Here is a 15256-nt window from a genome sequence, read left to right on the forward strand (position 1 = left end):
AGCTCAGGCTTTTGACAAGATGCCCCAGATCTTATCCTTCAGCGCGGCCCGTGTCTTGCGCAGCTCGGCTTCGGCCTGTTCACTCGCCGGTTCTACATTGGTTTCCGCCCGGTGCACAGCTCGGTTTACCTCGTGGTATTCATCCGCAAGCCGGGCAAAATGCGCATCAGACTGCTTTAGCGCACTGATTGCGCCGCTTTTATCCGGGAATTCCGCCGCCAATTCATGTGGGGTATTTGCCATGTGTTCGCTCCTAAACTTTGGTTCGATCACAGGCTACTCCAGTCTCAAAATCGACACTTTGACTGGGATCAAATCAACGCTGCGATCCCTGCCAATCCGGGTGAAACCATGGCTCGGCATTTGACGATGGCAGGCTACGGTCCAAAATGTGATCGGCAGCTTTTTCGCCCGTCATAATCGATGGCCCATTCAGGTTGCCATTGGTAATGCGCGGGAAGATCGAGCTGTCAGCCACCCGCAATCCATCGACCCCGATAACCCGGCATTCCGGATCAACAACCGAGGTCGGGTCATTCGCCGCGCCCATGCGGCAGGTGCCGCAGGGGTGAAAGGCGCTTTCGACGTGCTCGCGGATAAAGCTGTCCAGCTCATCGTCATTCTGCAGATCTACACCCGGCTGGATTTCACTTTTGACAAAGGGCTTGAAGGCCTCTTGGTCGAAAATCTCACGAGTCAGACGGATGCATCGGCGGAAATCCTGCCAGTCCTGTTCGCTGGACATATAGTTAAACAGAATATTCGGCGCTTCTTTCGGATCTGCGCTTGCCAGCGTCACAGCCCCGCGTGAGGGTGAGCGCATAGGGCCGACATGGGCCTGAAATCCATGTCCCTCGGCAGCGGCCTGCCCGTCGTACCGCACCGCCATAGGTAAGAAGTGATACTGAATGTCCGGGTAGTCCACCCCAGCCTGCGATCGAATGAAGGCTGCAGATTCGAACTGGTTCGACGCGCCCAACCCGGTTTTGGTGAACAACCACTGCGCCCCAATCATTGCCTTGCTGAACAGGTTCCAGTGCTTGAACAGAGTGATCGGCTGCGAACAGGCCATCTGCAGATACAGTTCGAGGTGATCCTGCAGGTTCTGCCCAACTCCGGGCCGGTCTGCCACAAGATCAATGCCATGTTCAGCCAGATGCGCCGCCGGACCAATGCCGGACAGCATCAACAGCTTGGGTGAATTCAGAGAGCTGGCAGAAAGAATAACTTCGTTGTTGGCGCGGATCACTTCAACTTTGCCGCCACGTTCGACCTCAACCCCGACAGCCCGGCCTTGTTCGATCACCACTCGGCGCGCAAAGGCACGCGTCAAAGTACAGTTGGGCCGCTGCAAGGCTGGACGCAGGTAGGCATTGGCAGCCGACCAACGCCGCCCCTTGTACACGGTTTGCTCCATCGGGCCAAAGCCCTCTTGCTGGTGACCGTTGTAGTCATCCGTGACCGGATATCCCGCCTGACTACCCGCGTTGACAAACGCGTTATGCAGCGGATTATTGCGGGGGCCGCGAGAAATATGCAGCGGGCCGTCATTGCCCCGCCACGTCGCATCGCCTCCATGCCCGCCTTCGTGCCAGGACTCCATTCGCTTGAAATAAGGCAGGACATCCGCATAGCCCCAGCCCTGTGCACCGCTGGCAGCCCAATGGTCGTAGTCCCCTGCATGGCCACGCACATAGACCATGCCGTTGATAGAAGAAGACCCGCCAACCACTTTGCCGCGCGGGGTGACCAGTTGACGTCCCCCCAGATGTGGTTCGGGTTGCGATTTATAGCCCCAGTCATAAAGGCCCATGTTCATTGGGTAGCTCAACGCGGCTGGCATCTGGATCAACGGGCCAGCGTCGGTGCCACCGTGCTCAATCACTAGCACCCGATGCCCGGCTTCGCTGAGACGGTAGGCCAATGCGCAGCCTGCCGATCCTGCACCAACAATCACATAGTCCGCGTTCATTTATTTTCTCCGGTCGAATGTCCGTGGCTCACGGGTGAAAAATCTTGCCGAATTTCGACTTCTTAACGATCCAAACCATTTTTTGAACCGCCGTACAAGTTTTTCTTATCCAAACAACAGCAGTTGCAACCTGGCGCTTGCTCGGCAATCATGCGGCATGAACAGAAAACGCATCCGCGACATCCGCAACGAAGAGCTTATCGAGGCCACAATCGTGGCCGTGCACAATCATGGGTACAGCGTTGTAACCATGGCAGATATTGCCCGTGAGGCCGGAGCTTCAGCCGCCTCCATCAACTATTACTTCGGTTCAAAAGAAGGCCTAATGGAAGCCACGATGCGCCATCTGCTACGTAAGCTTCGTACCGCCATGATTAGGGGCTACAAAACGTCACACAGCCCAACTGACCGGCTATACGCGGTGATGGATGCCAATTTCTCGGACCAGCTGTTCACCGTAGAGCAATGCAGCATCTGGATGCAGTTTTGGGCCAATGCGCCCTATTCGCCCCACCTGGCGCGATTGCACAGATTGAACCGCGCACGGGTCCGCAGCCATTTCCGGGCGGAGCTGCGACACTTGCTTCCCGCTGAAGGTGTTGAGACCGCCCGTCAGGCGCTACAGAACTATATGGATGGTGCATGGTTACAGGCTGCTCTTTCGGATCAGCCTCTTGACCCCGTTGCTGCGCGAGCGGCAGCGCGCCGGGTTGTGGATCTGGTTCTGTCTTAACGCAGGTCGGTCTTTAGACCTTGGTGGCTATGTCTGGCGGCGTGATTGCACGGCGTTTCAGCACCGCTTCCCGCCAGGTGATAAAGCTTACCGCAGCCAGGATCAGCCCGCCACCTGCGACAACCCAGATATCCACCGGCTCGGCAAACATCAGTGCGCCCAGCGCGGTGGCCCAAACCAACTGCAGGAAGGTCACCGGCTGTGTCACCGTCATCGGGGCAGAGGCAAAGGCCAGGGTCATCGCATAGTGACCGCCGGTGGCAAAACAGGCCACTGCAAACAGGATACCAACCTCAGCCAGAGTTGGGGTCACCCAAACCATCAGTGCAAAAGGTGCCAGCCCCAATGTCACCCAGATCGACAACATCGCCACCACCACAGTGGGATTGGTGCCATCAACGGTGAATTTAGCCAGAAGATACGACGCACCAAAGGCCATAGCCGTAAACAGCATCGCGATATGGCCGGGTGATACTTCACGAAATCCGGGCCGTAGAATAATCAGCGCCCCGATCAATGCTGCAACAACTGCAGCCACACGCCGCAAGGCCAGCTTTTCACCCAAAAACAGCGCCGCTCCCAGCGTTACATAAACCGGTGAAAGGTAATTCATCGCTGTAACCTCGGCCAATGGGATCTGTGTCATGGCATAGAACCACAGAATTACCCCACCTGAGTGCACCACACCACGGGTGGCAAACAATCCCCACATCTTTGCGGTCAGCCGTGCGCGGCGCAGGGCACCCAACATCGGAACAAGAAAGACCAACCCCAGCAGATAGCGCAGAAATGCAGCTTCAGCCGGAGGGATGCGGCCGCCCAGAATTTTCACCAATGCCGTCACTGCCACAAAACAAAGCCCCGTGACCAACATCCAGATGACGCCTTTAATCGGGTTATGGTGGGGGCTTTGGCTCATAAGGGGAACCAACACCCAAACTGAGGCAGGCACAACCCTTCACATGGCAATTAGTTCTCTCTCGCTTGTTCAAGTTCTTTTCGGCGGGACAGAACTGGGGATGAGCAGTTGAACCCAACCCTTGATGCGCGCCTAGGGAAGCGGAATAAACTCCTGGTCATCGCCGGCAGGCAATTGAAACCGGCCATGTTGCCAGTCACCGGTTGCCCAGGCGGCCTTGGCCTCTTCGATTTTCTCTTTGGAGGAGGCCACAAAGTTCCACCAAATGTGTCGTGGCCCGTTCATCGTCTCGCCGCCCAGTGCCATCAACCGTGCGCCTTGTGGACCCGCGGTGACAGTAATGGCATCACCGGGCCGAAACACCATCATACGCCCAGCCTCAAATGTATCCCCGGCAATTTCAATGGACCCTTGAGTGATGTAAATTCCGCGATCCTCATGATCATCAGGGAGTGGCAACTTCGCGCCCGGCTGCAGAACAACATCCGCATAAAAGGTTTCTGAGTACATCGTCACAGGCGCCTTTTCGCCCCAGGCAGAGCCAAGGATCAACCTCACCTGTTTGCCTTCGCCTTCAAGCAAAGGCAGCGCTGCCTTGCCGTGATGTTCGAAGCTGGCGGCTCTGTCTTCGTGACTTTCCGGTAGCGCCATCCAGGTCTGAATACCGAACAGTTTGCTATCCCCCCGACGTGTGGCCGCAGAGGTGCGTTCCGAGTGTGTCACCCCCTGCCCAGCCACCATCCAATTTACTTCACCAGGGTAGATCATCTGATGGGTGCCTAAACTATCACGGTGTTCAAACTCCCCCTCATACAGGTAGGTAACTGTGCCCAACCCGATATGAGGGTGCGGACGCACATCAATGCCCTGCCCAGTTAAAAACACAGCCGGTCCGGCCTGATCAAAGAAGATAAACGGTCCCACCATCTGACGACGCGGTGCGGGCAAGGCGCGCCGCACTTCGAACCCGCCCAGATCCCGTGCCCGTGGGATAATCACGGTTTCAATGGCATCCAGATTGCCCGCCTCGGGGCTGTGTGGTTCCAGACTTGGGTTCCAGCTCATCTTTGCCTCCTGTGTTGCTCTGTCTGAAAGGTAGCAACACAGGTCCAAAGGACCAGCCCGGTAAGGCGCACATGGGCTGTGCGTTACATCATCAGCAGTTTGACCGCGATCGCCCACATGGTCAGCCCCACCACCACGTCGAGAACCTGCCAGGAGCGGGGATGGGCAAACAGCGGGGCCAGTGCAGCCGCGCCATACCCAAGGGAAAAGAAAAACGTAAAGCTGGCAATTGCTGCCCCCAACCCAAACAGCAAAGGCTGCGGATACTGGGCTGAAATTGCCCCTAGCAGTACAACAGTATCAAGGTAGACATGGGGATTAAGCCAAGTCAAAGCCGCAACCGTCATCAACACTGGCAGCAAGGCCACCTCTGCCGGCGCGCTGCCGTTGGTTTGTAAGGTCTCTCCACCTCGCCAAGCCGCCAGCAAACTGCGCGCACCATACCAAAACAGAAACGCCGCCCCTCCCCAGCGCATGGCCTGTTCGAACCAGGGCCAGACCAGAGTCAGTGATCCAAACCCCATCACACCTGCGGTGATTAGCAGTGCATCAGACGTCGCACAGGTCAGGCAAATCCAGAACACATGTTGGCGCCGCAACCCCTGACGCAGGACAAATGCGTTCTGCGAGCCAATGGCCATGATCAGGCTGAACCCAAGGGCAAATCCGGCAAATAGACTGGGCGACATATGATTTCCTATTCTGTTTGCAGTTTGACTACAAAGCGGCGAAGAAGTAATCAAATTAAAGATGGTTATCCAAATTAAGATCAGCTAATGCAGTTCGCGCCTCACCACCTTGCCGCCTTATCGCATGTCTTGCGCTTGGGAAGTTTTGAAGCCGCTGCGTTTGCCCTGTCTGTCACACCATCTGCTATCTCTCAGCGTATCAAGGCGCTGGAGGATCAAACGGGGACAGCTCTGGTGTTGCGCGGTCCACCAAGCACAGGCACCGAAGCCGGGTTGAGGATTGCCAAGCACGCCGAAGATATTGGATTGCTGGAGGCCCAACTGACGCGAGAGCTGTCGTTGGATGTGAGCCAGAATACCGCCCGGTTGAAACTGGCAGTCAATGCCGACAGCCTTGCCACCTGGTTCATCGAGGCAATGGCGGCAGTAGAGGGTGTGTTGTTTGATCTGGTCATCGACGATCAGGACCATAGTGCCGAATGGCTAAGACGAGGCGAGGTCTCGGCAGCGATTACTGCTCATGATAAGCCGGTGACTGGGTGTGACGCCTATCCGCTGGGGGAACAACAATATGTCGCCACGGCCAGTCCAGCATACATGCGCCGATGGTTTAGCGACGGCGTGACGGCAAAAGCCATAAGCCGCGCGCCGTGTTTGGTTTTTGATGCAAAGGACGCTTTGCAACGCCGATGGCTGGAAGCCAATATTGCCCCACATCTGTCACCTCCCACACATTTCTTGCCGTCCAGTCAGGGTTTTGTTGAAGCAGCCGTCGCAGGGCTTGGCTGGGGCATGAACCCGCTTCAACTGGTTACGCCCTTGATAGATCACGGGCGATTGCAGCCACTTTTGGAACAGACGGAGCTGGCTGTCCCACTCACATGGCAAGTCAGCCGGGTGATGGCGCCTTCCCTTGCAGATGTCACGCTTTCTGTATTGAATGCAGCCAAACGCAACTTAAGGTAGATTAACTTAAGGTAGATTAAATGGGCGGATGTACTTGATCTAACCTAGAGGATCGCCCAATCTGCGCGCATGGCAGAGCGCAGCATACCGTCGATATCCCACAGTTTTTGGTTTGACCTTGTATTGCCGCGTGCTGTGATCTTACTGACAGTGATGGGGCTTGGCAGCGCATTAAGATTGCCCGTCCTCGTTTTATACCTTCTTCTAGCTTCTGACGGATTGTTCTTTGTCTGGCAATTCATCCGATTTCAGTCCAGCGCGGACGATCATCTCCGGAGCCTGGGCGGCATGGCGCCGGTTTGGGGGGGGTATCTGGTGTTGCTATTTGCCGCTTTTGCTTCGGCGTCCCTGTGGTGGGGGGCATTTTTGTTTACCCAACAACCACAAGCGCCCGAACTGTTCACCGATCAGATGAACCGCCAACACGCTGCCAAATATGAGTTGATCCTGTCACAGGATGGATCGACCCTCCACTTCGACGGCACCATCACCTTTGGCCTCACAAAACGGGTCCGTACACTGATGGCTGAAACGCCCCAACTGACCACCATCACCCTAAGCAGCCCCGGTGGTCATATCTACGAAGCCCGCGGATTTGCCAATCTTATCCGTGAACAAGGGCTTAACACCCATGCCACCGGGGCCTGCAGTTCGGCCTGTACCCTTTTGTTCATTGCTGGTCATCAACGAAGTCTGGCAGCGGGTGTCAATCTAGGTTTTCATAGCTATGCCTTAGAGTTTGGCACCGCCCTTCCTCAGCTTGACCTGCAAAAAGAGCAGGCCAAAGATCGCGCCTTTTTCCGCAGCCAGGGTGTTAGCGAAGATTTTCTTATCCAAATGTTTGATACACCCAGCACAGGCCTGTGGTCGCCCAGTCTGTCGGAGGCCCGTCTGGCCGGATTAATTTCCCCGTGAGAGAACTCAAAATTTAAACCCATGAGCGTCGAACCACAGTCTTTCAACGGCCTACACGGCGTATATGCATAAAATCTAACAAAATTTCGAAAGACAGAGTTTCGTCTCGGAAACCACTTGTTTGCCATTCTCTTGCAGCATAAGGACCGGTGAATACGTGGGGACGTACAGAATGCTTGATAGAATAGACAGTGAAGAAACCGTGCTGCGACGCCGAATGTTATTTCGCCTGTTGCGCGGATTCAATTTTGATAAACCTGAATTTCGCGGGGAAAAAATCACAGAACTGGTTCCCGACCAACTGATGGCGTCTGACCTGCGTAGGCTCCCTGCGGATAAGTCCAACTGCCTAATACTTGCCGAAAGCATGCGCCTCTCTTAGCATTGACCGCAGGTCATTTAAGAGGTTCTCATGAAGGTATCAATTTTGACAACAACCCTTACGCTGGTTGCATCACCGGTGTTGGCAGGGTTGGAAATATGCAATGATTCATCCCAAAGTCTTAGCGTCGCCGTAGGATATGCGGAGGGCAAGGCCTGGGTCTCTGAGGGTTGGTGGAACATCGGCGCGGGCGATTGCAAAACCCCATTAGGCGGCGATTTGAAGAACCGGTATTATTACTATCGGGCGACAGCCCAGGGGGATCCGTTTATCAGCGGCGACTATATGTTCTGCACCACCTCGGACGCCTTTACCATCAAAGGTGACGAAAATTGCCGCAAACGCGGCTATGACGAGGTTGGGTTCAGCAAAGTCGACACCGGGAAAACCGCTAAGAACTACACCCTGACCCTAGTCGACGCAGCTGGTGCAAAGCGAACAGAAGAGCCTCCGACGCCGGAGCCCCGATCCAGCACCGCAGCCCCCGGAACCTATGGCGAGCCCTATTCAAACAATGCGACCCATCAGGGCTGTTGGTCACAAAGCGTTGCTGAGTGCGCCTTTCACGCCGAGGGTACAAAGTTCTTTGTCCGCGATGATGGGCGCACCCCCAGTTCGGTGTTTGCCGCGCTGAATGGGCTGTACCCAGGCACACCTATATCAGTCGAAGGTGACCTCGAAGCGATCTATGACCGGACCGCGGATGTGGTTTTGCGCAATGTCAGCGTAAGGCGCAGCACCGAATACGACACGATTTTGGACAAGCTGCAGGGCAGTTGGTATTCGACCGAAGATCCACATTTTCAATTCAATGTATTAGGGTCGGAACGGGAAAATACCTATGACGGCGCCCCGTCTGGCCTTGAGTATATTTCGGTTTCAAACTGGTGCGGACAGTTCGAAGGTGGCGGCCCCTATTTATACGCGATGGAGGAAGAAACCGGTGAAAGCTATTGCTATGCGGTGGATTACATCGATGCGCTGGTTCTGAATTTAACCTACCTGCCCCGCGGAAACCCTCTGGAGTTTCGCAAGCTGGACTAGAAGGCGCAGTCCTAGTCTCAATAAAAAAGCCCCCAATTTGGGGGCTTTCAAAACGCAAAGTCAGGTCAGCTTTTAGAGCTGAGCCATCACCTCATCAGAGGCCTCAAAATTGGTGGTGACGCGCTGAATATCGTCGTCATCTTCCAGTGCATCCACCAGCTTCATCAGTTTTTCCATCGCCACCAGATCCATCTCGGTGGTGGTGGTTGGTTTCCACACCAATTTGGTGCTTTCGGATTCGCCCAGGGCTGTTTCCAGCGCGTTTGACACGTCATTCAGATCAGTGTCTTCGCAATAGATGATGTGGCCCTCATCCGAGCTTTCGACATCTTCAGCACCCGCTTCGATGGCAGCTTCGAACACGGTATCCGCATCGCCGACGGCAACTGGATAGGTCACTTCGCCTTTGCGATCGAACATGAAACCAACCGAACCGGTTTCGCCAAGATTGCCGCCGTTTTTGGAAAAGGTTGAGCGCACGGTGGAGGCTGTGCGATTGCGGTTGTCGGTCATGGCCTCGACAATCACGGCCACGCCATTGGGGCCATAGCCTTCATAGCGGATTTCTTCGTATTCGTCACCTTCACCCGCAACAGATTTCTTGATCGCGCGTTCAATCACATCCTTAGGCACAGATTGTGACTTGGCTTCTTTCACGGCAAGACGAAGGCGTGGGTTTTTGTCCGGATCTGGGTCGCCCATTTTGGCGGCAACGGTGATTTCCTTGGACAGTTTGGAAAACAACTTCGACCGGATGCCATCCTGACGCCCCTTGCGGTGCTGGATGTTTGCCCATTTTGAGTGGCCTGCCATGTCTGCTCTCCGTCTGTATCTATCACCATAGGTTTGGGCGGTTCTATAAGCCACAGCAGGGGTGGAGGGCAAGACCACGAGGCGTGTTGTGCGTGAATGCAGGGCACACGCGCATCTGCGCGAGTTTTACCACGCTGAGAAGCGGATAGTTTGATCCCTGAAAACAAAGGAAGTCCCATGGCTGTGATGATCGACGGCACCTTTCACATTGATGATCCGGCACCACAGTCCTCTCTGCAGGGGGCCTATGAGCGCGCGGCCAGTACTCTCCGCAACTGGGTCACTCAAGATGGACCATTTACCCCAGAGGCCGGTCGGTATCACCTGTTTGTGGCCTGGAATTGCCCCTGGGCACACCGAGTGTTGCTAGCACGAGCCTTGTTGGGGTTGGACGGAGTGATTTCAGCGTCTTATGCCATGCCGCGGCGCACGACTGAAGGTTGGGTGTTTGATACATCGGGTGAGTTTAGCGATATTGAGTTAGGCGCGACGGCCCTGCATCAGGTCTATACACGCCAGACCCCAGCCTATACGGGGCGACTGACTGTCCCGGTTCTATGGGACCGTAGAACCAGTCAAATCGTATCCAATGAAAGCGCTGACATTGTGCGGATGCTGGCGACGGAGTTTGACCCGGCGCAGCTCCTTTACCCCAGTGAGTGCCGCGACGACATTGACCGCTGGAATACGCTGATCCATTCCCGTGTAAACAATGGGGTCTATCGCGCGGGGTTTGCCCGTACACAGCAAGCCTATAACTCCGCCGTATTGGAGTTATTTGAGACGCTGGATCAGATCGAAGACCATTTGGGGCGGCAGACTTGTTTAGCAGGTGATCATGTCACCGAGGCAGACCTGCGTCTGTTCCCAACATTGGCCCGGTTTGATGTGGCCTATCACTACGCCTTCAAGTGCAATGTCCGCAAACTCTCGGACTACCCAAACCTGTGGGAGTATGCCCGGGCGTTCTATGCCCTGCCCGGTGTCGCAGCGACGGTCTGGCCCGAGATTTACAAGCAGGGCTATTTTTCCCAGTCGGAATTGCGCAATCCACTGGGCATAGTCCCAATGGGACCAGAGGTGGATTGGACCGCACCAAGCCAAAGACAGCTGTCCCTGCATCCCTGATCGCGCTGGCAAAGGTGATGCCAAACGCCTAGGTTGCGCTTATGACATTAGATCAAATCATACTGTTTTCGCTTTTTGCTGCTGTTTTTTCCCTGCTGGTTTGGGGGCGCTACCGATATGACCTGGTCGCCTTTGCCGCGCTGATGGCAGGTGTTGTTTTGGATGTGGTACCCACCAAAGATGCGTTTTCAGGTTTTGGCCATCCGGCCACGCTGGTGGTGGCATTGGTGTTGGTCGTCTCAGCTGGATTGGTGCGATCTGGCGCGGTTTTCTTGATCACCCGTACACTGGTCGACGCCTCGCGCGGACTGGGCAGTCACATTACCCTTATGGGTGGCATTGGGGCCGTGTTGTCAGCCTTTATGAACAACGTGGCGGCATTGGCCCTGCTAATGCCGGTTGATATTCAGACGGCGCGCAAAGCAGGCCGTGCGCCGGGCCTCAGCCTAATGCCCCTGTCGTTTGCCACCATTTTAGGTGGCATGGTCACCCTAATCGGTACGCCGCCAAACATTATCATTGCGTCAATCCGCGCCGAAACACAGGGGGAGCCTTTTGGCATGTTTGACTTTGCCCCGGTTGGTGGCATTGCAGCTCTTGCCGGACTGGCCTTTGTAGCGCTGGTTGGATGGCGGTTGATCCCCACCCGCGACGACGCCGGATCATCTGAATCGCAGCTGGCGCAGTATATCGCCGAGCTAACCGTGCCTGAAGGCTCACCCCATATCGGCAAACTCTTGCGGGATTTGAACGATGAGGCCGAAAAGGCCGATGTTGCCATACTGGGCCTGATCCGTGATGGTCGTCGCCGCTATGGTCTGGCTGCTGGATCTTTGCTGCAAGCGGGCGATGCAATACTGCTAGAAGCAACACCTGAAGCACTGGACGAATTTCGCACTGCGCTCTCGTTGGATTTTTCGGACCAAGCCCGTCAGGAAAAACTAACAGCAGACGGCGAAGGCCTGGAAGTTATTGAGGTGGTCGTGCCCGAAACCGCCCGCATCGCTGGCCGCTCGGCACAGTCGATGGGGTTGGCCTGGCGGCAAAGCACGGTGTTGATGGGGTTGTCGCGTCAAGGTCGCCAGCTGACCAAACATATCCGCCAAACTGAAATTGAAGCTGCCGACATATTGTTATTGCTCTGTCCACGCGACCGAGCCGCAGATGTGACCGACTGGCTGGGATGCCTGCCTTTGGCCACCCGTGGGCTGGCTGTCACCGCAAATGACAAAACCTGGTTGGCGATTGGCATGTTTGCGGCTGCGGTGATGGCAGCGTCCTTTGGATTACTGTATCTGCCAGTGGCGCTTGGACTGGTTGTCGTGGGCTATGTCTTGGCCAAAATCCTGCCAGTGGCAGAAATTTATGACCATATTGAATGGCCAGTTGTGGTCTTGCTGGGCTCGATGATCCCGCTGGGCTCTGCCTTGGAAAGTTCGGGCGGGACCTCGCTGATTGCCGATGCGCTGCTTTCGCTGACTCAGGGTCTTCCCGCCTGGGCCATTCTAACCGTGCTGATGGTGGTCACCATGACGTTGTCGGACGTGTTGAACAATACAGCGACCACCATTGTCGCTGCCCCGGTTGGCATCCAGATGGCCAACAGCTTGCAAGTCTCACCTGATCCGTTTCTGATGGCCGTGGCCGTAGCGGCTTCGGCGGCCTTTCTCACCCCGATCGGACACAAGAACAACACGCTGATCCTGGGGCCCGGGGGGTATCAGTTTGGCGACTATTGGCGCATCGGCCTGCCGCTTGAGGTGCTGATTGTAGCGACTTCAATCCCGGCAATACTGGTGTTTTGGCCTATGTAGCTGCGATGCTCACCGTTGATTTCGAGTTTTCGGGCCATTGCCTTAGAAAAATGGTCCTGATTTGTTGATAAGCGGAATAGTCAGGGCGTTGCCTTCCTTGGAGAAGGTCAAGCGCGGCCCGGCCTGACAGCCGGGCCAGATTGGCAGATCTAGACACAGATCAAGTTGATACGCTCTAGTGTGATAGCTTCAAACCCATCAGCACAGTCCCATCATCGGCCAGCAATTTTAGCAAAGGCCCCTGTCGTTCGAGTTGAGTGACGTTAGCCAGTGCCGCTAAAAACTCTTGCTCCTGCTCATCCACCCCTGGCACACAGGCCATCATGGTTCCCGCCATATGGTCAGGGAAGCTGACCTCGGTCCCGCGCAGATCCGCCTGCCCTATAAACCGGTTACACCCACCTGAGGCAGAAAACTGTCCGCCCTCGGAAAAGCTCAACCCAGGGTCCCGTCCCTTGTCCACAAGCGCACCGTTCAACTCAACCAAGGTCCATTGGGTATTGTCCATTTGTAAATCCCCCTGCACCGCGGCGCTGGCAGCGACGGGCCTGACAATCAAATCCGCAGTGTCGCCGGCCCCGCGGGTCAGGACCGGATAAGAGGTATCGCTGATAAACAGCAGTTCTCCATCCAATGTGATCCGGGCAGAAACTGAATAGGTGTTGCGTTCATCGATCTCACTGTCTGAGTAGTTCAACGTGTAATCCATTGGAACGCCAGTCAGATCATGTTCCTGCGCGGTCAGTAATGTCGAAGGTGCATCCGCCAGCGAAACGTCGCGAAGTTCAACCAGCAGCTTGGCCCCTTCTGGTACCGCAATACGCTGCAAATAGGTAACGCTACCTTCGACTGTGCCTGCCTTGGCCATTGAAACACCTGCAATTGCGGTTGAAGCCGCAACAACCAAAGTCATAAAACCTGTTTTGAAATCCATTTTCTGCGCCTCATCGGAAACTTGTTCCTAAGACATCTAAGGATTGTTTCAGAGATTTCACCGCCCCTTCAACTAGACCGGCAAAAATACGCCGCGCTAGTCCTAGCTTAGTGGCCAGAACACTGGGATCAGAGCAGAGGCCAGCAACCCAACGGTCAGGTTCAAAGGAATACCCACCCGCATAAAATCGGTGAACCGATAGCCACCGGGGCCATAGACCATCATATTGGTCTGATAGCTGATCGGTGTGGCAAAGGTTGCGCTGGCGGCGACCATCACCGCAATCACCAGTGGCCGCGGATCAACTCCGAGCGAGAGAGCCAAACCAATCGCCACTGGTGTCAACACCACCGCCACCGCATGGTTGATCAGTTCGGACAGGACAGAGGTTAGCAAATAGATTGCCCAGACAATGAAAAAGGGCGGCAGGTCGCCTATCAGGGGCGCCATGGCGTGCACAATCAGATCAATCGCACCCGATGTTTCAAGCGCCGTTGCCACCGCCAACATTGCAAAAATCAAAGCCAGCAAACGGCCATCAATAAACGAAAAGGCCTCGTCACTGTCGATGCAACGAGTCAGGAACACAGTTGCCATCGCCAGCACTGCCAGCAACAAGATAGGTGCAACACCAAGGGCAGCCAAAATCACAATGCCTGCAATGGCAGCTATGGCGATTGGGGCATGGCTGCGGCGATAGGCGCGTGCCGAGGGTTTGGTCACATCAACCATGTCCATATCAGCGGCCAGTCGCTGAATGTCCTCGGATGAGCCTTCAAGGAGCAGGGTATCACCAACCCGCACGACCAGGTCGTCCAGCTGCTGGCCGATATTCTGATTGCGTCGGTGCACAGCCAGCACATAAACCCCGTAACGACGACGCAGACGCATAGCGCCCAGCGAGCGACCGACCATGCGGCACCCCGGCGTGATCAGCACCTCAACGGTCGAGGTTTCAACAGCCGATACCTGATCAACCCGCTTTAGCTCTTTGTTACGCTGCAGGCTGAGCAATTCGGTCATCTGGGTACGCAGCACCACCCGGTCGCCAACCTGTAACTCTACCCCCTGCAGCTCGCGTCGCAACGAAGCATCGCCACGGATCACATCAATCAACCGCACACCGGCGCGTTTGAACAATTGTACCCCGGTGACTTCGCGGCCAATCAGGTTGCTCTCCGGTGGGATCACGGCCTCGGTAAAGAATTTCATCTTATGTTTGCCCGACAACATGGTGGCCATGCTGGACCGGTCGGGCAGCAGGCGCGGTGCTACGTAACGTAAGTAGATCGCGCCCCAGATCACCAGAATCACAGCCAGAGGTGTGATCTCAAAGATCGTAAAGGGTCTGAGCCCCTGCGCCCGTGCAACGCCGTCAACCAACAGGTTGGTCGAGGTGCCGATCAGTGTCAAAGTGCCGCCCAAAATAGCGGCATAACTTAGCGGGATCAGCATTTTGCTGGCAGAAATATTAAGTTTGCGGGACAGCTGCACAAACACCGGGATCATCACTACCACCACGGGGGTGTTGTTCACAAAGGCAGAGGCCACCACCACAAAGAGCATCAGAGCGCCAATGGCCACAGCCGGACGCGCATCCGCCTGCGCTTCGGCCAGTTGGGTGAACCATTCAAGCGCACCGGTACGCACCAGGGCCCCCATAACGATAAACATTGCCACAATGGTCCAGGGCGCCGGATTAGACAGCACATGTAAGGCTTCGTCATAGGGCAACACCCCAAGAGAAAGCATTGCAGCAGCACCGCCAATCGCAACCACTTCGGCTGGGTAGGATTCACGCATAAACAGAATGAACATCACTGCGACAACAACAAGCGTCACAACCGCACTGCCGGTTTCAGAAAAAGCCAGAAATTCCATT

General features: G+C 55.6%; 15 protein-coding genes. 7 read left to right on the plus strand and 8 right to left on the minus strand.

Annotation, left to right across the window (positions count from 1 at the left end; translation table 11 throughout):
- Positions 1-3: 3 nt before the first annotated feature.
- The gene (locus tag GO984_RS14290; protein WP_157023220.1) at positions 4-243 is read right to left on the minus strand and encodes an HP1242/YdcH family protein; all 240 of its coding nucleotides are present in this window, start codon (positions 241-243) and stop codon (positions 4-6) included.
- A 73-nt stretch (positions 244-316) separates the two neighbouring features.
- Positions 317-1972 (minus strand): choline dehydrogenase, encoded by a 1656-nt coding sequence (betA, locus tag GO984_RS14295; RefSeq protein ID WP_157023223.1) that lies wholly within the window; start codon positions 1970-1972, stop codon positions 317-319.
- Positions 1973-2129: 157 nt separating this feature from the next.
- Between betA and betI the strand changes: the two genes are divergently transcribed.
- Positions 2130-2705, plus strand: coding sequence for a choline-binding transcriptional repressor BetI (betI, locus tag GO984_RS14300; RefSeq protein ID WP_157023225.1), 576 nt, complete (start codon positions 2130-2132; stop codon positions 2703-2705).
- A gap of 13 nt (positions 2706-2718) precedes the next feature.
- Here betI and GO984_RS14305 read toward each other — a convergent pair whose 3' ends face one another.
- From GO984_RS14305 to GO984_RS14315, 3 genes are all read right to left on the minus strand, one after another.
- Positions 2719-3624 carry a DMT family transporter gene (locus tag GO984_RS14305; RefSeq protein ID WP_280818108.1) on the minus strand — a complete coding sequence of 302 codons (906 nt, stop codon included), beginning with the start codon at positions 3622-3624 and terminating at the stop codon, positions 2719-2721.
- A 132-nt stretch (positions 3625-3756) separates the two neighbouring features.
- Entirely contained in the window at positions 3757-4689 is a 933-nt protein-coding gene (locus GO984_RS14310; protein WP_157023226.1) for a pirin family protein, read from the minus strand.
- Positions 4690-4772: 83 nt separating this feature from the next.
- Positions 4773-5378, minus strand: a complete 606-nt coding sequence (locus tag GO984_RS14315) for a LysE/ArgO family amino acid transporter (RefSeq protein WP_157023228.1) — start codon at positions 5376-5378, stop codon at positions 4773-4775.
- Between the two features lie 87 nt (positions 5379-5465).
- Here GO984_RS14315 and GO984_RS14320 point away from each other — a divergent pair, with 87 nt between their 5' ends.
- From GO984_RS14320 to GO984_RS14335, 4 genes are all read left to right on the plus strand, one after another.
- Positions 5466-6344, plus strand: a complete 879-nt coding sequence (locus tag GO984_RS14320; protein WP_157023229.1) for a LysR family transcriptional regulator ArgP — start codon at positions 5466-5468, stop codon at positions 6342-6344.
- A 69-nt stretch (positions 6345-6413) separates the two neighbouring features.
- On the plus strand, positions 6414-7259 hold the full coding sequence (locus GO984_RS14325) for a COG3904 family protein (protein ID WP_157023230.1): 846 nt from the start codon (positions 6414-6416) through the stop codon (positions 7257-7259).
- Positions 7260-7431: 172 nt separating this feature from the next.
- Positions 7432-7641 carry a peptidyl-tRNA hydrolase gene (locus GO984_RS14330; protein ID WP_157023233.1) on the plus strand — a complete coding sequence of 70 codons (210 nt, stop codon included), beginning with the start codon at positions 7432-7434 and terminating at the stop codon, positions 7639-7641.
- Between the two features lie 30 nt (positions 7642-7671).
- Positions 7672-8685: a DUF1036 domain-containing protein gene (locus GO984_RS14335; RefSeq protein ID WP_157023235.1), complete on the plus strand. Its 1014-nt coding sequence runs from the start codon at positions 7672-7674 to the stop codon at positions 8683-8685.
- 72 nt (positions 8686-8757) lie between these two features.
- Here GO984_RS14335 and GO984_RS14340 read toward each other — a convergent pair whose 3' ends face one another.
- Complete coding sequence (locus GO984_RS14340) at positions 8758-9498, minus strand: YebC/PmpR family DNA-binding transcriptional regulator (protein ID WP_157023237.1); 741 nt, start codon at positions 9496-9498, stop codon at positions 8758-8760.
- A 177-nt stretch (positions 9499-9675) separates the two neighbouring features.
- Between GO984_RS14340 and GO984_RS14345 the strand changes: the two genes are divergently transcribed.
- On the plus strand, positions 9676-10626 hold the full coding sequence (locus GO984_RS14345; RefSeq protein ID WP_157023240.1) for a glutathione S-transferase family protein: 951 nt from the start codon (positions 9676-9678) through the stop codon (positions 10624-10626).
- A 41-nt stretch (positions 10627-10667) separates the two neighbouring features.
- Positions 10668-12440, plus strand: a complete 1773-nt coding sequence (locus GO984_RS14350; protein WP_157023242.1) for an SLC13 family permease — start codon at positions 10668-10670, stop codon at positions 12438-12440.
- 175 nt (positions 12441-12615) lie between these two features.
- Here the strand turns inward: GO984_RS14350 and GO984_RS14355 are convergent, their stop codons facing one another.
- Together GO984_RS14355 and GO984_RS14360 are read right to left on the minus strand one after the other, a co-directional pair.
- Complete coding sequence (locus tag GO984_RS14355; RefSeq protein ID WP_157023244.1) at positions 12616-13374, minus strand: YbaY family lipoprotein; 759 nt, start codon at positions 13372-13374, stop codon at positions 12616-12618.
- A 102-nt stretch (positions 13375-13476) separates the two neighbouring features.
- On the minus strand, positions 13477-15255 hold the full coding sequence (locus GO984_RS14360) for an SLC13 family permease (protein ID WP_157023246.1): 1779 nt from the start codon (positions 15253-15255) through the stop codon (positions 13477-13479).
- Position 15256: the final 1 nt, after the last annotated feature.

The organism is Parasedimentitalea huanghaiensis (assembly GCF_009753675.1).
In the GTDB taxonomy this organism is placed as follows: domain Bacteria; phylum Pseudomonadota; class Alphaproteobacteria; order Rhodobacterales; family Rhodobacteraceae; genus Parasedimentitalea; species Parasedimentitalea huanghaiensis.